The following is a 20,519-nucleotide window of genomic DNA, read 5'->3' on the forward strand; positions in this document are numbered from 1 at the left end:
TACATTTACAAAAACCTAAACAAAACTTGTCATGAAAAAAGTACTCGCTCTCCTCGCCCTTGCGTCATTCGCATTTACAAAGCCTCAGGCTACGGTTACTTACAAAGTAGATACCCAGAAAAGCACTATCGTATGGAAAGGTAAAAAAGTGACCGGTGAACACTATGGCAACGTTACCCTTACCAGCGGCACCCTAATTGCTGATAATGGTAAGTTGAAAGGCGGTTCGTTTGAAAGCGATCTTCGCACGCTGACGGTTACAGATTTAAAAGATCAGGAATACAACCAGAAGCTAGTCAATCACCTCAAAGGGGATGATTTCTTCGCGGTTGACAAACACCCTAAATCAACCTTTGTGATTACGTCGGTAACCCCACAGGCAGCGGGTCAGGTGCAGGTCAAAGGGAAGTTAACCATCAAGGGCATTACGCAGGAAGTAAGCTTTCCCGCCACGGTAAAGGCTGATAAAAACCAGTTAACGGCATCAGCTAAAATTCCGGTAGATCGTACCAAATACGACATCAAATTCCGTTCGACTAATTTCTTCGAAAATCTGGGTGATAAAGCCATCCACAATGACTTTGAACTGGATGTAAACTTAGTCGCTAACGCGGGCGGCACGGCTTCGGCGAGTCGATAATCTTTCCTTGTTTATGAGAAAAATTTTTACCGGGCTAGTCGTTTTACTAGCCAGTGTGACCTCGCTATGGGCTCAGGAAAGCGTTCAGCAACTCGAATGGGATTATTCGCTATCGAAGACCGCTCTCCAGCCCGGTGACGAAGTAGAGCTCATCGTGAGAGCTAGAGTTGAAAAAGGATGGTCTTTGTACTCTTCTGATTTTAAGGCAGATATAGGTCCTCAGCCTACTCATTTTGAGTTCGTATCTAATGGCACGTATTCAGTGCTAGGTCCGGTCGTTCCCATTTCGCCCCAAACGAAGCAAGACAAAACCTGGGAAATGAATGTCTCTTACTTCACGAAACAGGCCGAATTTCGCCAGAAGGTCAGAATCGATAAACTGGATTATTTTTTCACAGGCTACATCACTGGTCAGGTTTGTCACGATAAAAAAGGCTTATGCGTTCCTTTTCGACAAGCGTTTAATTTTGATCCCCGAAATGCCCAATGAAAGTCTTTTTCCTCGCTCTGGGGGGGATTCTATTACTCTTTCTGAACTTCAGGTTTATTACTTCAGAAGAACCCCTAAGCAAAGTAGAACTGGGCAAAAAGCTCTTTTTTGACCCTATTCTTTCCGAAGATCGCACCATTAGCTGTGCTTCCTGTCACAAACCCGAATTTGCCTTTGCGGATACGATGTCCTTCAGTCTGGGTGTGCGAAATACCCCCGGTGAACGTAATACGCCTTCGGCGATGAATCTGGCAGGTCGGTTGCAACTCTTTTGGGATGGGAGGTCATCGTCTCTAGAAATGCAGGCTCTGGAGCCGATTGCGAACCCAACCGAAATGAACTTGCCCATCGCCGAAGCTGTATCCCGCCTTAATGGCGACAAGTTTTACGCAAAGGCTTTTCGTAAACTTTATAAATCAGACGTTACGGCTACTCAACTGGCAGAAGTAATTGCAGCCTATGAGCGAACGCTGGAAACCAGTAATACGCCCTATGACCGGTATATTAATGGAGACGATGCGGCCATGTCGGCTTCGGCCATTCGTGGCAGAAATCTGTTCATTGGTAAAGCCAATTGTGCCAATTGCCATTCAGGAGAAGATTTCACGGCAGATCGATTCAAGAACATTGGTTTATTCGATGGAAAGGATTTGCTGGATCAGGGGCGGTTCAGGATTGTAAAAGACAGTACTTACCTGGGTCACTTTAAAGTTCCGGGCTTGCGTAACGTGGCCTTAACGGCTCCGTATATGCATAACGGTATGTTCAAGACACTGCGGGAAGTCATTCATTATTACAACCATCCCGACCAGTTTGTCAAGAATGGTTTCAACCGGGACCCCTCTCTTAGTACCCCCCTGAATTTAAGCGAAGGTGACATTACTGATCTGGAGGCGTTTCTGCATGCGTTGACCGACGATCAGTTCACTAAAAAGTAAATCAATGAACCCGAGCTTCCCCTGCTCGGGTTTCTTTCAACTCATTTATTCTACTAATTCTATAGATTTAGTAAATTAATATATGAAACACTTTCTTTACCTGACTTTCTTACTGATTATCAGTTTAACTACGAAGGCACAGCAACGAATCATCAGTGGTAATGTAAGCTCTTCCGCCGACAGCGGTCCCATTCCAGGAGCGTCTGTTTACATCAAAGGTACCACGCACGGCAGCTCCACCGATGTCCAGGGTAACTTCAGGCTTACGTTCAATAAAGGTACTACCCTTATTATTTCTGCCATCGGTTACCAGACGCAGGAAGTGGCTCTGAATAAGTCGAATCAATACGTCATCCGGCTGGAATCTGCGGCGAATCAATTGGGTGAAATTGAAGTAGTAGGCTCCCGAAACGCCAGTCGTACCCGAACAGATTCTCCCGTTCCCGTCGATGTAATTGATCTGAAACCCCTGAAAGAATCGGCTCCCCAAGTGAGTATTACCCAACTTCTGCAATACGTTTCGCCTTCCTTTCACTCGGTCAATGGCAGTAATGCCGGGGATGCGGGTTCGGCTCTGAATCTTTCGCAGCTACGGGGTTTAGGCGTAGATCAGGTCTTAGTGCTGGTGAACGGCAAACGTCGCCATAAAAGCTCTAATGTTAACTGGGGTGGATTGGGCAACGGAGCTACGGGTTATGACCTGAACTCTATTCCAACGGGTTCGATTGAACGCGTGGAAATACTCCGGGACGGAGCCGCTGCTCAATACGGCTCAGACGCGATTGCCGGGGTTATTAACATCGTTTTGCGGAAAAGCACCGACGAACTAACGGCAACCTCAACCGTCAGCACGCGGCGTCGCGGCGATGGAACTACGACGCGAACCAGTGCCAATTATGGATTTTCGCTGGGTAACAAAGGCGGTTTTTTCAATGCAACGGCTGAATTTGCTACGCAAGGAATTTCCCTGACTCCCGGCAAAGACGATTCGGGTTTGTACAACGGCCCGATTTACGGCGGAGGAGCCAATACCCGGGCTTACGATGCCATTTATACCAAAGAAATAGATGAGGCTATCCTCGCCAAGCGAGGCATTGATCGGCACTTTTTTGATCAACGCGGTGGCGGTTCTAACAAAGCCAAAGACGCGTTACTCTTTTTCAACGCGGCCATTCCCCTGAAAGAAGAAGCGGAAATCTATGCTTTTGGCGGAATCAGTCACCGCAGCTCACAGTTTACGGCAGTCTATCGTCTGCCCGGCTGGACTGAGCGAACCAACTCGTTTTTATACCCCGACGGTTTTCTACCCGCGATGGAAAACATCATCACCGATAAGTCTCTGACGCTGGGTATTAAAGGAAAAGTACACGGGTGGAATGTTGATTTTTCGAATGTTTATGGAAAGAATGATTTCGGTAACGTCATCACCAATTCCATCAATGCTAGTCTGGGTTTGAAAAGCCCAACTACATTTGACGCAGGAAAGTATAACGCCAGTCAAAACACAGCCAGCCTTGATTTCAGTCGTTACTTTGATCGGGTGTTGAAAGGATTGAACGTTGCCCTGGGTGCCCAGTACCGGGTGGAAACCTATCAGATCATTGCGGGAGAGGAAGCATCCTACAGCAAAGCCGATTTACGCACGATTTATGACATTGATACCACGGCGGCAGGTATTCCTTACCTGAATAATGCGGGCAGCATTGGTCTAAACGGTCTTTCGCCCGGCTCACAAATCCACGCCGGATTCCGTCCAGCCAACGAGGTCAATGTAAACCGGGCCATTTCAGCGGGTTACCTGGACCTAGAAGCAAACCTTACCCAGAACTGGTTACTATCGGGGGCATTTAGGGTAGAGAATTTTTCAGATTTTGGAAACGTAACCACTTATAAAGTAGCCACCCGTTACAAATTCAGCAACTGGTTAAGCATCCGGGCTTCGCATAACACAGGCTTCCGGGCCCCCGATCTGGCTCAGTTCTATTATACCGAAACGTCTACGAGTTTCCAGCAGGGCCGGGCTATTGATCAGGTAACGGCTTCCAACAAAAGTGCCGCCACCCGGGCATTAGGGTTCCCTTCCCTAACGCCTGAAAAATCGAAAGGGTATACCTTCGGGTTTACTTCCCAACCCGTTCGGAATCTGGAATTAACAGCGGATGCGTATCTGGTTGAGGTGAACAATCGGGTAGGCAATACGGGTAACTTCTCAGCAACCGATACCAACTTACCCCTGGAAGTACGTACCCTCTTCGTGCAAACGGGAACGACACAGGCCAAGTTTTTCTATAACTCCTTTAGTACCCGCACGAAGGGTATTGAGTTTACAGGAAGTTATAAAACACCCTTCCGCAGTGGTCAGTTAACGCTTCTGGTGGGAGGCAACTTTGTAAAGAATGAAGTAACCAATGTGCATACACCCAAAGGGTTGGAAGCCTATCGTTACATTATTTTTAACGAAGGCGAAAAGGCCCGGGTTACCTCCAATATTCCCGGTCAGAAAATTACACTTCAGGCTTTCTACCGTCAGGGACGTTTTAATTACCTGCTTCGCACGGTGTATTTCGGATCGGTTACTACGGCTACAGCCCTGAATGCCACCTTCCCCCGACCTGATTATTTCTTCCAAAAACTCAATCCTATCTGGGTAACGGACGCTTCGGTAGGTTACCGCGTTTCTTCGGCCATTCAGGTAACGGCTGGTGTCAATAACCTCTTTAATCAGCTTGGCGATTATTCTCAGGTAGTCAGCCTGCGTAATCCGACGGTAGTTGGGATTCAAAACGGCAGTGCAGGGATTCAGCCCTTCGCCCGCCTTTCTGTCACTTTCTAAAAACAGCATCCATGAACAAGCTCTTCATAAAAGCAGGTCTGTTACTCACGTTCATTACAGGTTTGACTTCCTGCAACAAAACCGATTACCTTGATATTAACGCCTCCGAACGTCCTGCATTAGCAGCCTATGTTCGCTTTGTGAACGCCCGTACTACCGCCACGCCCGTTCAGTTTTGGACGTTCACCAACCAGATCACTTCCACTGCCTTAGCCCCCGGTAATGCATCTGCGTATCTGCCTACAGTTTTTGGAAACGTTCAGATTAACCTGACGGAAGGTTCGGGAACGAGTTACAAAGCTTCTCAACAGTTTGGAAACAGTGCCACTTTTAGCAGTTCTGGGGGGCCGAATGGTCCCATTGCGGATTTTTATCATACCGTTTTTGCCACTCGTAAAAACCGGACTTCTGGAGACTCACTCATTCTCTTCTACGATAATCTGACTACTCCGGCTGCGGGCAAAGCCAAGCTTCGTTTCGTTAATCTTTCCCCCGATCAGGGAGCTGTGACGGTAACGGGTTCGGATGTTGCTTTTACAAATGTGGCTTACGGAAGAGCGGCGAATTCAGCCCTGACCGGAGAAACGTTAAGTGCCTACACGCTCGGGCCCTTTGTGGAAGTAAATGCTGGAACGAAAACGCTTAACGTCAGTAATACGACGGGTGTTCTCCACTCAGCCTCCTACACGTTTCAGGACGGAAAAATTTACACCCTCTTTACTCAGGGTTCGCCGGGTGCCTTGAAAGTGGTTTCCCTCCTGCACAACTAACGATTCACTTCATCAATAGATCCGCGTTTAGCTTTAATCTTAACCGTCGGCTATCAGAGTCGGCGGTTTTATTTATTAACAATGATCGCCTTTAGAACTTCCTGAGCCTTTTTATTTTCTTCGGGTAAGCCAATGGTAATGCGAATCCAGGTCTCGTAGGGAGCAAAGGCCCGTCCAATTTTAATACCAGCTTTCGTGAAGGCCGCTTCCGTTTCAGTATATGGTTTTTTCGTATCCAGATACACAAAATTGGCCTGAGAATTCGTATGAGTTACCTTCCATTCATCAAGCCATTGATTCCACTTTTGACGTTCTTGTTGGATTTGTTGGGTTACTTTGGGTAAATAAGCTTCGTCCTCCAGCGAAGCCAGAGCCGCTACCACCGACAGGCGGTTTAAATCATGGACATTACCCAACCCCTGAGCTTTCAGGTAACTGGCTAATTCTTTAGTCATGACGGCATAACCGATCGATAAACCCGCCAGTCCATAGGCTTTAGCAAAGGTTCTGAAAACCATGACATTATTACCCTTTTTAAGATCAGCCACGGCGGTTCGGCCCTGAAAGTCATCCGTAAATTCCAGATACGCTTCATCCACTATAACCAAGGCTTTCTTACTGGTTTTCTCAATAAAATCATGGAATGCCTTCGCGTCATTCACCGTTCCCGAGGGGTTATGCGGATTCACCAGAAAGATGGCTTGGGTTCGTTCATTTACCTGCTTACTCAGGGCAGGTAAATCGTTTTCTTTCTTCGCATTCAGTGGCACCGAGATTACCTTTCCACCCACCCGGGCCGCCGCGTGAACCAACACGGGGTAACCCGGAACGGAGTAAATGAACTCGCTCCCAGCCCCGCCCTTCAATCCCAGGTAAATTCCCAGTTGATCCAGAATTTCACCCATCACAATCTGATCTGCCGAGACCCCTTCTCGTTGAGCGATGGCTTTTAGTAGTAACTCCCCTTCTTCACCCGTATACCGACTTAATCGATTTTTTTCCGCTTCCAGTCGCTGATAAACCGCAGGAGAAGGGCCATAGGGATTCTCATTCAGCGAAAGAGGAATAACCTGAGCTTCCATTCGCGTGGTCAGGCTCAAGATCAGGAAAACAATCGCGTAAACGTGTCTTTTTTTCATCGCTGTCAAAATTCACTAGTCTTTATTTTCAATGTATTTAAGGAAACCATCTGAGCTTATCAGAAATTTAGTGATGGTCACAACATCATATAACGATTTCACATATACGTTATAATAAATCTGAGACTAATTCATCTGAATTTTCGATGATAAGTTATTAGAAACCCAAAGCATTCCAATAAGCTTTCTAATGATAATCCTCAACCCAACCATCGTATTCAGAGGCTTTTATGACATTGTAAAGATGAAACGCAGTGTTGCAAATTACTAATATAGCCTATAGATTTTATAGATTATTTTCATTTCTGTGGAATAATAACAAGATTTGCAGTCTGTAAAAGACATCCATTTTGCTTTTCTCTCTGGGTCGATTTGTCATTCTTGAAAGTAGTTCAGGCAGGAATTTGCTCGTATGGTTTCATCATTAATTGAGTACCTGGACTGCTTAAAACTAGTCTATTGTTAGCCTCACTCTATCGAAATGAAGCGTACCTTTTTATACTTCTTCACTGCCCTTTGGGGGATCAGCCTGGGGCAGGCTCAAACGCCGCAGCGACCCAACATCGTCTTCATTTTCTCGGATGACCACGCGTATCAGGCCATTAGTGCTTATGGCAGCAAGCTGGCTCAAACGCCTAACATTGACCGCATTGCCCGCGAAGGAGCTTTGCTTCAGAACAATGTGGTGACTAACTCCATTTGTGGCCCCAGCCGGGCTACTTTGCTGACAGGGAAGTACAGTCACAAAAATGGCTATACCGTCAACGAACGCAAGTTTGATATTAAACAGCCCGTTTTCCCGGAATCCTTACAAAAAAACGGTTACCAAACCGCGTGGATTGGAAAAATGCACCTGGGAAGCCTCCCCAATGGCTTCGACTACATCGACGTTTTACCCGGTCAGGGTCATTATTACAGTCCGGATTTTATCAACGGAAAACGGGATACCGTTCGGCATGAAGGGAAGTATGTCAGTAACGTAATCACTGAACTTTCGTTGAACTGGTTAGAAAAACGAGATCAGTCTAAACCCTTTTTTCTGGTGGTAGGTCATAAGGCCACCCACCGCGAATGGTTGCCCGATATTCAGGATTTAGGAGCGTACGACGGCGTTACTTTCCCCCTACCCGCCAATTTTTACGATGCCTATCAAAACCGGGAAGCGGCGGAAAAGCAGGACATGACCATCGAAAAAACGATGCGATTGAAGGAAGATTTAAAGGTACATCTGGACTACGAAGCCCAAAGGCTCTATGGGGAGTATAAACGCTTTACCCCCGAGCAGAAGAAAGCGTTCCGGGATTATTACGAAGGCAAAGTCAGTAAAGAATTTGATGAGAAAAAGTTAAGCGGCAAAGCCCTGACCGAGTGGAAATACCAGCGTTACCTGAAAGATTACCTCGCTACGGCCAAGTCGCTGGACCGTAACATTGGTCAATTGCTCGATTACCTCGATCAGTCGGGACTGTCGAAAAATACGGTAGTGGTGTATGCTTCCGATCAGGGGTTTTACATGGGCGAACACGGCTGGTTTGACAAGCGATTCATCTACGAAGAATCCCTGAAAACGCCCTTTGTAATTCGCTATCCGGGCGTAATTAAACCCGGAATCAAGGTGGCTCCGCTGGTTTCCAACATTGACTGGGCTCCGACCATTTTGGACATTACCGGCACAAAAATTCCGCAGGAAATTCAGGGGAAATCTTTTTTACCGCTTCTGAAAGAACAAAAACCTGCCGACTGGCGGAAAGCGGCTTATTACCATTATTACGAATTCCCGGAGCCTCACCACGTCTATCCGCACTTCGGCGTTCGTACGGATCGTTATACGTTGGTACATTTTTACGGCGAGATTGACCGCTGGGAACTCTATGATTTGCAGAAAGATCCTCACCAGCTAAAAAATTTGTACGGTGAGAAGGGCACTGAAAAAATCACGACTGAACTGAAAAGTCAGCTAAAGCAACTGATGATTGACTACGATGATCAGGAAGCTCTACGCTTGCTGAATAAATTAGTTAATTAATTTTGAGGAATGTAGCGGTGCCTTTTAGTTACTGCCTTCTCTAAACTCATTCGTGCATGTTTCGAATTTCATGGTTACTGGGTCTGATTCTGTTAAACTCCTGCCAGGAACGAAAACAACCCGCAACCAACCAAGCTACCATTCCGGTTTGTGAAACGCGGGAAGCCATTCCCAGCCGAGCCGCTTACTTTAAAACGGATTTCAGCCGTACGAAAGTAAAGCCCGGTTCCACCCAGGGAATGGTTCGCATTCCCGGCGGTGATTTCACCATGGGGTCCAACGAATTCGAAGATACCCAACCCTTACACGCCGTTCACGTAGATGCCTTCTGGATGGACGAACACGAGGTAACCAATGCGGAATTTGCGGCCTTTGTAAAAGCAACGCATTACGTAACGGTTGCCGAGCGTCCCCTAAATCCCGCAGATTTTCCAGGTGTTCCGGCGGCTGACCTCGTTCCGGGTTCGGCGGTCTTTACCCCTCCTACGCAGCCGGTTTCGCTGGAGAATCCGCTTCGCTGGTGGAGCTACGTGCCGGGAGCGAACTGGAAACATCCTAAAGGTCCCCATAGCACTTATAAGCCGAACGATCCCGTTATCCACGTGTCCTACGAAGATGCCGCCGCGTATGCCCAATGGGCCGGTAAGCGGCTCCCTACCGAAGCCGAATGGGAGTTTGCCGCTCGGGGCGGAAAGGCACAAGCCACCATTTATTACTGGGGTAATGATCTCAAGCCGAAAGGGCGATGGGTAGCCAATATCCATCAGGGCCACTTCCCGGACCATAACGCTCAGGAAGATGGCTTTGCCGAATTAGCTCCTGTGAAAACCTATCCGGCCAATGCGTATGGATTGTATGACATGGAAGGCAATGTCTGGGAATGGTGCTCGGATTTTTACCGTCCTGATTACTACGCACAAAGTAGCAAAGATAACCCTAAAGGCCCTCAGGATAGTTACGATCCACAGGAGCCAGGAGCGGTAAAACGGGTGCAACGTGGCGGTTCGTTCTTATGCAGCGATCAGTATTGCATTCGCTACAAGTCCGGCAGTCGCGGAAAAGGCGAAGTAAGCAGCGGCAGTAATAACCTGGGATTTCGCTGCGTGAAAAGTTTATAAGCGAAAAGCCTTACCGCCAATAAAGGCTTTTTCATTAGCTAAGAAATCGTGAAGTCCGACCGGCAGAATAATTAATTTTTACCAGTATGATTGTTCCCCGGCCGGGTTTGGAATCTATTTCCATTTTGCCATTCATAATAGCAACCCTTCTTTTCATGCTTTGAAGCCCCATCCCCCGCTTTTTTACCAGTGACGGCTCAAATCCTCTGCCATCATCTTCAATAATCAGGTTAATCTGCTTTTTATACCAGGTAAGCTGTATCGTAACTTCCTTGGCCTCTGCGTGTTTGAAAATGTTATTAATCGTTTCCTGAATGATGCTGTACAAGGTCACTTCCATTACCGTTTCGAGACGGTCTTTTTCGAAGCCTTCGGAATGAATGGTAAATTTGGGCGATTCGATCTGACCATACATTTCGGTAATCATTTCCAATAGGCCTAATTGCAGCAGAGCCGCTGGGTAAATATTGTGAGCAATATTTCTGCATTCCTCCGAGGCCAGTAAAAGCATTTGATCTGTTTGATGAAACACGTCTTTCATACCCTCCGAAGACGTTTTTTTCAATAGCCCAACATTTAGTCGAATGGCAGAAAGTAACGCCCCCATTTTATCGTGAAGATCGCGGGCCATGCGTTCCCGTTCTTCGTGACGAGTCTGCATTTCAACGCGATACTGGGTCTCCTTCACTCGCAATAATTGCAGCTGATCCAGGTAAAAACGATACGCAATGCCAAGCGTTAGTAAGAACATTTCCCATAGGGTTCCCACGTAATAAGCATTGAATAACTGACTGGAAGCAATCTGATGCCAGTTTGAAAGTGATTCTATAAAACCAATCACAATTACAGGAACTGTGGCAAAAGCAAAAAGCCACGCAGGTTTATATTTTCTCCTGAAGGATTTAACCGCAAATAGTAAGGTAACTAAAAACAGTCCATCTAAAAAGGGATAAAACACGGCCCTTAATTCAAATAACCGTAGATCTGCGAAGTAGTTTGTAATCAATAGAATCAGAAGAATAGAGATCAGCACATAGCCTATTTTCAACCAAAACTGGTCGGAGGGTTTATTTATTTTTAGAAATTCTTTCGTAAAGAAGAAATAACAAATGGCAATAGAAACTACTAAAACCCCGAAAACATCTTTATTGTAGACCATTTCAGGAATTACTGAGGTCCAGTAATAATAATATTCATTCTGCATAAGCATGACCATTAAAGATGTACTTACGCAGGCACTGTATAAGAAATAAAGTCTACTTCGAAACAACAGCATCAGGGCAACTCCAAAACATAACATTAACATCATTCCCCCTACATACAAGTGCTGATATAAGGTTTGTTTGGAAATAAACTCCTGCCCTGCCGTTTTTTCAAATAAATAAAATGGACTCAAGGAAAGCTTATAGTTATTTTCTTTAACTCTTAGAAACAAACGATTCGTTTTACCGGGCTCTAGGGTGAAGGTATAAATAAGAAAATTCGTTGGGTAAAGCCGCTTGCAGAGGGGTTGTACGGTGCCTATTTGAGGAAGGAGTTGAAGGCGACTTCCCTGAATATAGCCTTCAAGAAAGTCAATCCCTTTCGTAACGAACATTAAAGTAATGGGATGTGAACCTGTATTTTTCAGAAAACTTTGAAAATAAACTGGTTCTTTACGGCTACCCATGTTTTCACCCGGTATTTTTTTCCATGATCCTCCTAAAGAATCTTCAGAAAAAAACGTGACTGGTATTAAGTCAGCGTTGGTAAATTTATTAGAGACAAGTAAGGTATCCTGTGCATAAGAAACAGCTATCAATTTACATATAAAGAAAAGAAGCAATAAGTATTGTTTTTTCATAATATACCCTGTCGGTGTGCTTTATTCACCAATTCTGCCGCATTTTTTGCACTAAATTTTCTTAATAAATGTGATCTAAATTCACTGACAGTAAATTTTTTAAGTCCTATTTCATCGGCAATGTCCATATCGGTTAACCCTTGAGCAATGAATGTTAGTACTTCCTTTTCACGCCGGGTTAACTGTACCGTTTCAGTAATCTTAGTTTCATTTCTGAGATCTTTTCTGTGAAGTATCTCTTCAACCTGATTTTGCAAATACTTGGTGCCGGAATGCACTTGCTGGATAGCTTTTAATAACTCTGTCAATGAGGTATTTTTGAGCAAATAGCCCATCGCTCCAAGTTGAATGGACTTTTTGATGAGACTATAGTCGTTATAACTGGATAGAACAATACTTTTAACGTGTGGCATATGCTCCTGAAGATATTCCAGAATCTGAAAGCCGCGATCTACATTCGGTGTTAACTTGCCATGTTCTGGAATACTCAAATCCAGTAAAACAATATCTACTTTGAGTAAGGATAAGGCTCGTAACGCTTCTACTTTATTTGTACAAATACCTACTACGTTAAATTGGCTCTGCTCAGAGAATAACCTTTGAAAAGATTCAGCTAATATATGCTGATCTTCCACGATTAATAATTGAATAATGGGATAATTGTTCATAGATGTTCACAAATGAGGTTGAAATACTACTACTTTTTTTGACGAATAAATATAAAATCTCCACCCCTTCCGTCATCACCAACGTTGTAAATAATACCGTACTGAGGCTGTTGCTTAATTCCTGAAAACCCAGGATTGGACTCCAGTGCCTGTAATATCTGAAAATACAGGTAACTTCCCTGTAAATAAGGGAGAGGGGATTGCCGAAGGTTTTCGACCAGAAGCTGGGCAAAAATGCTTTGATCGGGTACTTCTTCTTTAGCTCCACTGGTTAAAGCGTGACGACTGCGGGTGGTTTGATACCGCTCAGCCACTTTTGCGTTCGAAATCTCACCCGCCGTTTTTGTCGATCGGTTGGTCTGAAAAAGAGTGCCGCTGAAGCACGCATCTACAACCACTAATAGGTGTCGGCATTTAATTACCCTGAGCTTCGTTACAATATCGTTGTTGCTCACCCATTCGGCATCGGACTCCCGCTCGGCATCCACAGGTAACCAGTAACCCGCCTTACTTTCCTCGTCCCAATGGCCATGCCCTGCGTAATAAATCAGAACATTATCTTTTTCCGTTACTTTTCTTCGCAACTGTTCAAAAGCATGCAGCAAACTAGCCCGGTTAGGATTGGTTAGTAACTGAACATTTTCCGGTTCAAACGTATAGTTACTCAGCAATACTTCCTTAAGCATGGTCGCGTCAGCAATAGGATAACTCAAAGGATTCAGCCCTTTACTAACCTGATAGTCATTAATTCCAATCAGTAAAGCATAATAGTTTCCTTCAATAGTTTTAGAAATGGTTCCTACGGGAGCGTCTCCTATTTCTGTACCTCTCGGTGCCAGGGGATAGGGTTTCACATCTGCATTAACATCTTCTGAAACAATAGTTAGAACGATGAAATAAATCGTTTTTCCATTCAAATATTTACCAATCGTTTCAACGCGACTATGGCCTTTTACTAACGTTGTTCTAAAGGTTTTATCCCTACGTTGGCTATGGCTACCGGAATCTACAAAGCCAAATTGTTGTACTAAATCTCTTCTCATTTTAAAAACCTGAGTCGGGTTTTCGATCACAAAAGTTAAACGCGGACTTCCCTCACAGTACGTAATGCTTTCATTCCATTCTCCCTCATTCCCCTGCATGGTTCTTTTAAATTCAATGCAAAGTTTATGCGTTTCAGAATTGATAAATGCCTTTTCGTATACAAAACCCAGGTCTGCAATTATTCCTTCTCTGTTTACACCTTTGGCTAGACTGATTTCAAATAGGTCATTCCACCTTAAATAACCCACCTGAGCATTCGCCTTTGTAAGTAGACCGACTGCAATAAAAAACAATAAATATCGTCTAATAAATTCCGTTTTGCAATGTTCAAACCTCATACTCTTAATTCTCTTCTGATGCTCCTCGTTAATGTAAGGAATAGGCAACGGTAGCCTAAGGGCTTAAATAATTCAAGTTTATTAGCAAGATAAATTCATTCTTAATGATAGTTACCAAACACGCCTATATATTGATAGTATTGTATTATTTATATTCTACTAATTTTATAAATCATATATTCAAAATAAATCTAATCTTAATTTTAAAACAAACTTTTTGCTTATTAAGGCACCTTTTTAAAAATAAACTAATATTATATTACTGTTACTATTGATTATTTACATAAAATATAAATACTATTTTCAAAACCAATCTCTTGCAAATGATCTCTTAACCAAGATCTATTCACCACCTGTTGCAGGCTTTTGTTCAAATTCGTAAAATTTCTCCCTTGGTATATTATAATGTTATATCTTTCCTTTCTATTGGGGTTAAATAGGTTAGTCAGTAATATTTCAGACTTACGTTCGAGCTCCACTTGTTCACTACATGTACAATAGTTCTGTTTAAAATGATGTATTAGTTGCTCCTGAGTGATAGGCTTATCCCTGTAGTTAATGTAAATAATTAATCTTTTTGTATTGATTACAGAAATAAGCCCAAGATCTGCATATATATCTATTCGCATGAGCTTCGATAACTGATCTGTTTTTTTTTCCTGAAAATCAAAACCTGTTTGTGTCTTTAGTTTTGCCGTTTCCTGGCATTCATACTTTTTATGTTTAACCCAGGGGTCGGCATTAGTACCATATCCTTTTTTTGCTTTGACAATGGGTTGTTCTAATTCTACTTTATAACCTACCATTTCATCAGCATCCATTTCTGTCTGTTTTATTTCTTCTCCGTTTCCCCTAAAAAGTATAGGTACATCGTCACTATTCCCAATCAATTGCAGTTCAACCCGGCGGTTCTTACGGCGGCCTTTTTGCGTATGGTTGGATGCAAGGGGAACTGTAGACCCAAATCCTCTCGTGCTTAATTGCAATGGCATTATTCCTTTGGTAATTAAAAAGTGTCTTACCATTACTGCTCGACTAGTAGAAAGAGCCTTATTCTTTTGAGGCTCCCCCGTATTATCCGTATGCCCCTCCAGAACCAACTTCGCTTTAGGAATCTGTTTAAAATAGTATGATACAGCTGTTAGATATACTTGGGCAGAAGCGGTTAATTGATTCGCTCCGTATTCAAATTCGATATTTTTTAAATGTATGGCTTTATTCTTAACCGTTTCTTCACGATCCTTTTCCATAGCCTTTATGATCCCCAATAATTCTTTATCAGAAGTATCCTGAGTAAAGCCCTTCGGGCCTGTTAAAAAATAAATCATTAATGCGAAGAAAGCAGGTATTTTTTTCATATTCGAACAGAGTAATGCTAACATTATCTGTTTTGCTCAACAGATCATCAAACACCTTTTCATTGAATACCATATTTGAAAGGTAATTGGCGGATTAGTCATTTTTTAGATTTGCACATAGGTCTTTAAAGAGATTCTGTTTATAAAAACCACTTTGCCTTCTGTTAGTGGTAATTTGAAAAAGTAACCCCTTAAACCGAAAGTATTAACTGACTCATTATATTATACGCAAGCATTTCAAATGATTAGACTGGCCCCAGCCAAAGGCCGGGGCAGTCAGGATTCGGGTGTTAAATGAGCAGATAATCTTTAGGTATAGGTGGAATTTTACAATTCCCATCATCAATGTATACTCCATAACCTAATATAGCAGCACAATTACAGTTAGGAATATCATTAATGATGGGCATCAATAAATACTAAGGTTGAAGTCTAGGAGAGCAAACGGAATAAATACAGTTTTTACAACTTGATGGGCAACAAACAGTAGGATCATTTGGCTGCTTTATTAAGGCCTTTCGGCGGTGACCTTTATAAAATGGTGAGTAATGGAATTTCAGTAATCCACTTGCGTTAGAGATTACCCATCAACCAGTTTCAAAGAGAGTTAAACATCTATCATAACAGAAAAAAGCATAATAATCTTATCCAGATCTCAATAGCTAAGCATTAGCTTCACCTATCAGAATCACGTCTTCAATAGTACTATGCTTCAGTCTGTTACAACATATCGTGAGTTGGAAAGTATTGCGAATCTTTGGTCTTTAATTTCAAATCCTGTCCTTTGCCTGGTTACCGCCTATGGCGATAAGCAGTACCCTAAGCGAAGCAAAATTGACCTTTGAAGATTATTAAACCAACCCCTAAAAATAGGGGGTATTTCGCAGATCGCTCATTTTATGAATAGCATGAGCCTATTAGAGATACTATTTCTAAATTAATCATATACAAAATAAAAATATGACAACAAATACCCCTTATTCATCTCATACCTTCGACAGATCATTACATTTATAATCATTTATCAACGTCCTTAAGACTCCTTAGTAAAGAGATTGTCCCAGATGGAACAAGCGATATAATCACTATTCCTTGTACAGAATATTCATTCGAAAATCCAATATTATATCGTCTAACCATACCTGTGTAATGAAAGATATTTACCAAATGAATGGAAACAATTTCCAGGTATATTTTTGATAGTCAGTGTATTTTTCTCCAAAAACGCTAATTAAAAACTTCTCTTCAATTGAAACACGATAGACGTATGATCCCGTAATAAGGATCAGAATAATCATTGTACTCCAAAAGCCTTGTAAAGTCACGCCCGTTGCTACCAGAAATAGCCATGCTCCCGTGTAACTAGGGTGTCTTAAATAGCTATAAGGCCCCGTTTTTATTAACGTCGGGGTGATCTTTCCAACGGTATTCGTAAAGTTTTCTTTAAGTTCTCGAATGGCTATGTATCGAAAGGTCAAGCCCGTAATCATACCCATCAGTCCCAGATAGAATGCATAATTATTTTCCTGAAAATCAGGCATATTTCTTATAAAAATCCAGTCTATCATCAAAACCCATTGCCCTAGCCAGCTGGTTACTAAAAGAATAATCATTGAACCTCGATCCTTCGTGTTTTCAAAATCTGCTTTGGTGATAGTTGGCTGGGTTATCAACAGCATTGCACATCCGACGACTACTGGTATTAGTTGCCAAGTAGTTAAGCTTAAGTCGTGATTACGTAGGAAATAAATCAAAACAGGCAGGCCATAAAAGAGCAATAAAGTGAAGGCTACTTTAAAGTAATTTTTCATTGAGCGTAGAGATTTAGGGCCGAGTTTTTTCAGCCCGCGTAGTGTTGGCTACCAGGATTAAAAAAGTAAAATGGAGAAGTAGGGAAACTTATCGGCTGAGGCCTTCAGCCATCATTTGGAAAGTCACTGCAATGAAGTAGAGATTTTCATTCTTTGGGTAAGTGCCGAGGTAGGGAAGATTTTCAAGAAAACTGCCTTCTTTTCTGTCATTAAGGCAAGTAGGAATGGTTTCGAACTGGAATGACTTCCGCAGGGTCCGTCCTAAAGCCGTTCGGACAATGGCAACGAATCCCGATAAATTCCAGCGTTTTCCGTAATACAAAAAAGCTTTTTGTATCAAAAGAAGTACTTCAGGAGGGGCCTGAGGCTCAATTGCCAAGCGTCCATACTCTACGGTGCGGTTCCAGTCGAGCGGTAATGAAGATTTGTGAAAGTCTACCTGAAAAAGATCTTCTCCCGGAAAAATTCCATTCGTAGGAAACATAAGAGATGCCGTACCGAGAAGCTTGTTATTCTGGTCATATACCACCAGCACTTTCGTACGGTAGCGTTGACTCGTATGCAATTTACTGGCTTCAATCTGGTGGGTCTCCCAGTAACGCCGCTCCACCAGTGCGTAAGCTTCTGAGATTTCCTTTTTGTTTCGTGCGAGTCTGGCTCTCATGATTGTAGTGTTTTTCTAATTCACTACTGAATCGGGACGACTGCACTGAAACGTCAGGTGAAAATTTCCTTTTCTAAAAAATATTTTATAATTATCTATAAATCAGAATTATAGCTGTATTATTTTTTCCTGGCCGGAATGATTTCAAAAACAAAGGATGCTGTTCCTAACTGATCTAAGGACATTTCATCGGGTTTACTTCCACGAAAATTCGACCGAAAAAGCCTCTGATAAGGATGGTCCGATTCTTGTTCTGGGATATTGCCCCGATTAAGTACAGCCGTTCGTAAGTCAAAGGGCTGGGAGGCCATCAATAGCTTGTACATTTCGATACCATAAGGCGGGGAAATCGTTTCAATTGGGTAATGAAGTGTTTGTTGCGGCTTAAGGTAAAGCCCTTCCTTGCCCCATCCTTTTCCCGGTAGAAGAACCGATGTTTTACCCTGAGGCTCAATATCGATCAGGTTGAAGTAAAAAGCCGTCTTGCCCGTATTGGTGATGCTTAGCCAACCCTGATCCTGCGTGGAAAAAATAGGGTAACCACCCGAAGCTGTTCGTTTTTCTACAACTTTGTAGTTGCCCTTTTCGTCTTTTTCCAGACGAACGGGTACGAGTTCGAGTTTTGCCTGAAAAGAATTCGAAGACTGGAGGGTTAACTCCCGCAACAATTTCGCCTGAATGTAATTTTGCAGGGCCTCTTCCGTTTTATAAACCCATTGGTCGTTCAACGGCAACTTTTGCCAAACCTCTGCATCCTGCTGGTGAATGATGAAAAGATTATCCCTTTGTTCTTTTACCAGAACCTCCGCAGAATCGCTAACCCACACCAAGGCCTTATTATGCTCAAGTCTCTGATAAAGAGCATGTTGCCGATTCTCTGACAACTCCGTTTTGAGGAAAAGCTGCCAGTTATCCAAAGCTTTTGAGTATTCATAAACTTTGTAGAAATCCATTGAAGAAGTAGGAAGTGGCTGCTTTAAACGGACCTTGGACTGAAAAGTACTACTCTCTATTACTTCTCCTTCCAGATCGTCGTCGCCTCGAGGGTTATCAACCGAACGTAACCGAACCTTCGCTCCCTTGAACAAGCCCGAAAGTGTTCCTGCCGCTACCGTCACTTGGGTACGAACCTGGTCAACAAATCCGGTTACAGAATAAAATGTCGGACGAATAACCCCCATCCCACCCAGAACCAATTCTTCAGAATCTCCCTCTAACTGAGGCGTTTGGCCCGGGGCCTTTTGGGCCATGATGGTTGAAATTACTTCGAAAAAAACACGATAAACCGTTCCTTTTTCCAACTGTTCGAAAGCTTTACTAATGGCATAGCTTAGCGACCCTATTTTCTTGCCTTCGTCATCTTTGGTTTCGTAATTAGGCTGCGTTGATTTCGCTCCGCTGATAAATACAAGCTTACCTAAGCCTCGCCCCGAGCGGCTTTCAAACAAACCCGAGCCATTTTCGGTGGAAAGAAAATCGCTGATCATCCCACTTTCCCCCCTCACTTGCGACTCTCCGCGAGAGGCCGTTCCCGAATGGCAGGAATCCAGAAACAGCACCACTTGCCCGGACGAACCTACCTTTTCCCGCAAACGATCCAGCCAGTTGCCTAATTCATCATCCCTCAGGTGAAGCGTCCCCGAGTAAGAGGCATCAAAACGCTTAGGAGCGTCGTAAGGCACCAAGCATTCGTCTTTGCCATCGGCTTCGTCACCCGTATCGTCCTTTAACTGACAGCCGTGCCCAGAATAATGAATCACTAACTTGTCCCCCGGCTGGGCCTGATTATAAAGCTGTTGCAGGGATTGAGTAATGCCTTTTCGAGTAGCCTGAGCATTGGTACAGGTCAGGATACTGCCAAATTCCTGACGTTGCAAGGTCTCCGTCAGTACCAGCCGATCGCGATCTGCATTTAAGGCAGCCCAATTCTTGTCCGCGTAATGAGCAATAGTAATAAGTAGGGCTTTTTTGGATGGATTTTTCGCCAAACTCCAGGATACTGAACCCAGAAAGAGCCATCCACACACCCAGAAGTGGGGAAGAATCAAGCTTTTTCCCATAGCTTTCCTATAAAGATTCCAGCATTTTCCGGGCAGATGACTGGTAAGAATGTTGCTTATTACCAGCCATTCGCTTTAATAAATCAAGAGCATTTTCCCGCTGATGATTTAATAAATACGCTAACGTCAGATACCATTCCGTTCTTTCTTTGAGCATTCCTACGGGTTCTTTGCTTAACACCTTTTTGAAATCTGAAATAGCAGCTTCTTCATTTTTCAGGGCCAAATTAGCCAGACCGTGATAGTATAAGGCACAACTCAGCTTTAATCTCGATTGGGTCAAACGTAGCGTTTGTTCGAATAAGCCGTTGTAATACGACTGACGAATGGACGCAGGTAAATCACTACAGAAAACACCTTGGTCATCCCCACGGCTTTCGGCTTCGGGTTGGTAATAAGCTTCAAACACCTGATCCTGCCGATACGCACGAACCTGCATCAGCATAACGTAACCTATTCCCAGAAGTACTACCAGTGAAGCCACAAGCCACGCATAACGCTTCATGGATTTCGAGGATCGCACGGGCGTTGCATCCTCGTGATTACCCTCCTTTTCAACGGTCAGGCTTATTTGCTGAACCTGGTATTCCAAACTCAATTCTTCCAGTCCCCGATGAAGACGCTGATAGGTGTCTAATCGTTTACGTAGCTCTGGCTCCTGTTGTAGCCTCTGCTCAAAGTCCTCACGTTCAGACTTTAGCATCTGGTCTTTCACATAAGCCTCAATATCTCTCTGGTCAAAATCAAATGCCATTATACGCTAAAATTAGTGATGTCAT

Annotated in this window: 16 protein-coding genes; 7 read left to right on the top strand and 9 right to left on the bottom strand. The window is 43.5% G+C overall.

The annotated features are described in order from the left end of the window. Window positions 1-31 precede the first annotated feature (31 nt). From QE357_RS23730 to QE357_RS23750, 5 genes are all read left to right on the top strand, one after another. Complete coding sequence (locus QE357_RS23730; protein ID WP_106636128.1) at window positions 32-640, top strand: YceI family protein; 609 nt, start codon at window positions 32-34, stop codon at window positions 638-640. Window positions 641-653: 13 nt separating this feature from the next. Beyond that, window positions 654-1,130 (top strand): protein-disulfide reductase DsbD domain-containing protein, encoded by a 477-nt coding sequence (locus tag QE357_RS23735; protein WP_309713420.1) that lies wholly within the window; start codon window positions 654-656, stop codon window positions 1,128-1,130. Next, a complete protein-coding gene (locus QE357_RS23740; protein WP_309713422.1) occupies window positions 1,127-2,068 on the top strand; it encodes a cytochrome c peroxidase in 942 nt (313 codons plus the stop codon). The genes QE357_RS23735 and QE357_RS23740 overlap by 4 nt, the downstream gene beginning before the upstream one ends. Window positions 2,069-2,150: 82 nt before the next feature. Continuing rightward, window positions 2,151-4,901 carry a TonB-dependent receptor gene (locus QE357_RS23745; RefSeq protein WP_309713425.1) on the top strand — a complete coding sequence of 917 codons (2,751 nt, stop codon included), beginning with the start codon at window positions 2,151-2,153 and terminating at the stop codon, window positions 4,899-4,901. An 11-nt stretch (window positions 4,902-4,912) separates the two neighbouring features. Further along, entirely contained in the window at window positions 4,913-5,671 is a 759-nt protein-coding gene (locus QE357_RS23750) for a DUF4397 domain-containing protein (protein WP_309713428.1), read from the top strand. A gap of 68 nt (window positions 5,672-5,739) precedes the next feature. Here the strand turns inward: QE357_RS23750 and QE357_RS23755 are convergent, their stop codons facing one another. Continuing rightward, complete coding sequence (locus QE357_RS23755) at window positions 5,740-6,810, bottom strand: histidinol-phosphate transaminase (protein ID WP_309713431.1); 1,071 nt, start codon at window positions 6,808-6,810, stop codon at window positions 5,740-5,742. A 481-nt stretch (window positions 6,811-7,291) separates the two neighbouring features. On the opposite strand from QE357_RS23755, the gene QE357_RS23760 reads away from it, so the two are divergent. Both QE357_RS23760 and QE357_RS23765 read left to right on the top strand, forming a co-directional pair. After that, window positions 7,292-8,836: a sulfatase gene (locus tag QE357_RS23760; RefSeq protein WP_309713434.1), complete on the top strand. Its 1,545-nt coding sequence runs from the start codon at window positions 7,292-7,294 to the stop codon at window positions 8,834-8,836. Between the two features lie 56 nt (window positions 8,837-8,892). Then, entirely contained in the window at window positions 8,893-9,954 is a 1,062-nt protein-coding gene (locus QE357_RS23765) for a formylglycine-generating enzyme family protein (RefSeq protein WP_309713437.1), read from the top strand. Between the two features lie 34 nt (window positions 9,955-9,988). On the opposite strand, the gene QE357_RS23770 is transcribed toward QE357_RS23765, so the two are convergent. The 8 genes from QE357_RS23770 to QE357_RS23805 form a co-directional block, all read right to left on the bottom strand. Continuing rightward, on the bottom strand, window positions 9,989-11,551 hold the full coding sequence (locus QE357_RS23770; protein ID WP_309713440.1) for a 7TM diverse intracellular signaling domain-containing protein: 1,563 nt from the start codon (window positions 11,549-11,551) through the stop codon (window positions 9,989-9,991). Between the two features lie 242 nt (window positions 11,552-11,793). Next, window positions 11,794-12,465: a response regulator transcription factor gene (locus QE357_RS23775; protein ID WP_106636120.1), complete on the bottom strand. Its 672-nt coding sequence runs from the start codon at window positions 12,463-12,465 to the stop codon at window positions 11,794-11,796. Between the two features lie 29 nt (window positions 12,466-12,494). Continuing rightward, window positions 12,495-13,607, bottom strand: coding sequence for a caspase family protein (locus QE357_RS23780; protein ID WP_309713444.1), 1,113 nt, complete (start codon window positions 13,605-13,607; stop codon window positions 12,495-12,497). A 515-nt stretch (window positions 13,608-14,122) separates the two neighbouring features. Continuing rightward, entirely contained in the window at window positions 14,123-15,205 is a 1,083-nt protein-coding gene (locus QE357_RS23785; protein ID WP_309713447.1) for an OmpA family protein, read from the bottom strand. A gap of 1,160 nt (window positions 15,206-16,365) precedes the next feature. Further along, window positions 16,366-17,016, bottom strand: coding sequence for an isoprenylcysteine carboxylmethyltransferase family protein (locus QE357_RS23790; protein ID WP_309713450.1), 651 nt, complete (start codon window positions 17,014-17,016; stop codon window positions 16,366-16,368). A gap of 88 nt (window positions 17,017-17,104) precedes the next feature. After that, the gene (locus QE357_RS23795; RefSeq protein WP_309713453.1) at window positions 17,105-17,680 is read right to left on the bottom strand and encodes an N-acyl amino acid synthase FeeM domain-containing protein; all 576 of its coding nucleotides are present in this window, start codon (window positions 17,678-17,680) and stop codon (window positions 17,105-17,107) included. A gap of 119 nt (window positions 17,681-17,799) precedes the next feature. After that, the gene (locus QE357_RS23800) at window positions 17,800-19,740 is read right to left on the bottom strand and encodes a caspase family protein (protein ID WP_309713456.1); all 1,941 of its coding nucleotides are present in this window, start codon (window positions 19,738-19,740) and stop codon (window positions 17,800-17,802) included. 7 nt (window positions 19,741-19,747) lie between these two features. Continuing rightward, a complete protein-coding gene (locus QE357_RS23805; RefSeq protein WP_309713459.1) occupies window positions 19,748-20,494 on the bottom strand; it encodes a hypothetical protein in 747 nt (248 codons plus the stop codon). Window positions 20,495-20,519 lie beyond the last annotated feature (25 nt).

Source organism: Siphonobacter sp. SORGH_AS_0500 (assembly GCF_031453245.1).
Taxonomy (GTDB): Bacteria; Bacteroidota; Bacteroidia; order Cytophagales; family Spirosomataceae; genus Siphonobacter.

Coding starts and splice junctions, on each gene's coding strand:
- QE357_RS23730 (WP_106636128.1), top strand. CDS start 32: ATGAAAAAAGTACTCGCTCTCCTCGCCCTTGCGTCATTCGCATTTACA.
- QE357_RS23735 (WP_309713420.1), top strand. CDS start 654: ATGAGAAAAATTTTTACCGGGCTAGTCGTTTTACTAGCCAGTGTGACC.
- QE357_RS23740 (WP_309713422.1), top strand. CDS start 1,127: ATGAAAGTCTTTTTCCTCGCTCTGGGGGGGATTCTATTACTCTTTCTG.
- QE357_RS23745 (WP_309713425.1), top strand. CDS start 2,151: ATGAAACACTTTCTTTACCTGACTTTCTTACTGATTATCAGTTTAACT.
- QE357_RS23750 (WP_309713428.1), top strand. CDS start 4,913: ATGAACAAGCTCTTCATAAAAGCAGGTCTGTTACTCACGTTCATTACA.
- QE357_RS23755 (WP_309713431.1), bottom strand. CDS start 6,810: ATGAAAAAAAGACACGTTTACGCGATTGTTTTCCTGATCTTGAGCCTG.
- QE357_RS23760 (WP_309713434.1), top strand. CDS start 7,292: ATGAAGCGTACCTTTTTATACTTCTTCACTGCCCTTTGGGGGATCAGC.
- QE357_RS23765 (WP_309713437.1), top strand. CDS start 8,893: ATGTTTCGAATTTCATGGTTACTGGGTCTGATTCTGTTAAACTCCTGC.
- QE357_RS23770 (WP_309713440.1), bottom strand. CDS start 11,551: ATGTTCGTTACGAAAGGGATTGACTTTCTTGAAGGCTATATTCAGGGA.
- QE357_RS23775 (WP_106636120.1), bottom strand. CDS start 12,465: ATGAACAATTATCCCATTATTCAATTATTAATCGTGGAAGATCAGCAT.
- QE357_RS23780 (WP_309713444.1), bottom strand. CDS start 13,607: ATGCAGGGGAATGAGGGAGAATGGAATGAAAGCATTACGTACTGTGAG.
- QE357_RS23785 (WP_309713447.1), bottom strand. CDS start 15,205: ATGAAAAAAATACCTGCTTTCTTCGCATTAATGATTTATTTTTTAACA.
- QE357_RS23790 (WP_309713450.1), bottom strand. CDS start 17,016: ATGAAAAATTACTTTAAAGTAGCCTTCACTTTATTGCTCTTTTATGGC.
- QE357_RS23795 (WP_309713453.1), bottom strand. CDS start 17,680: ATGAGAGCCAGACTCGCACGAAACAAAAAGGAAATCTCAGAAGCTTAC.
- QE357_RS23800 (WP_309713456.1), bottom strand. CDS start 19,740: ATGGGAAAAAGCTTGATTCTTCCCCACTTCTGGGTGTGTGGATGGCTC.
- QE357_RS23805 (WP_309713459.1), bottom strand. CDS start 20,494: ATGGCATTTGATTTTGACCAGAGAGATATTGAGGCTTATGTGAAAGAC.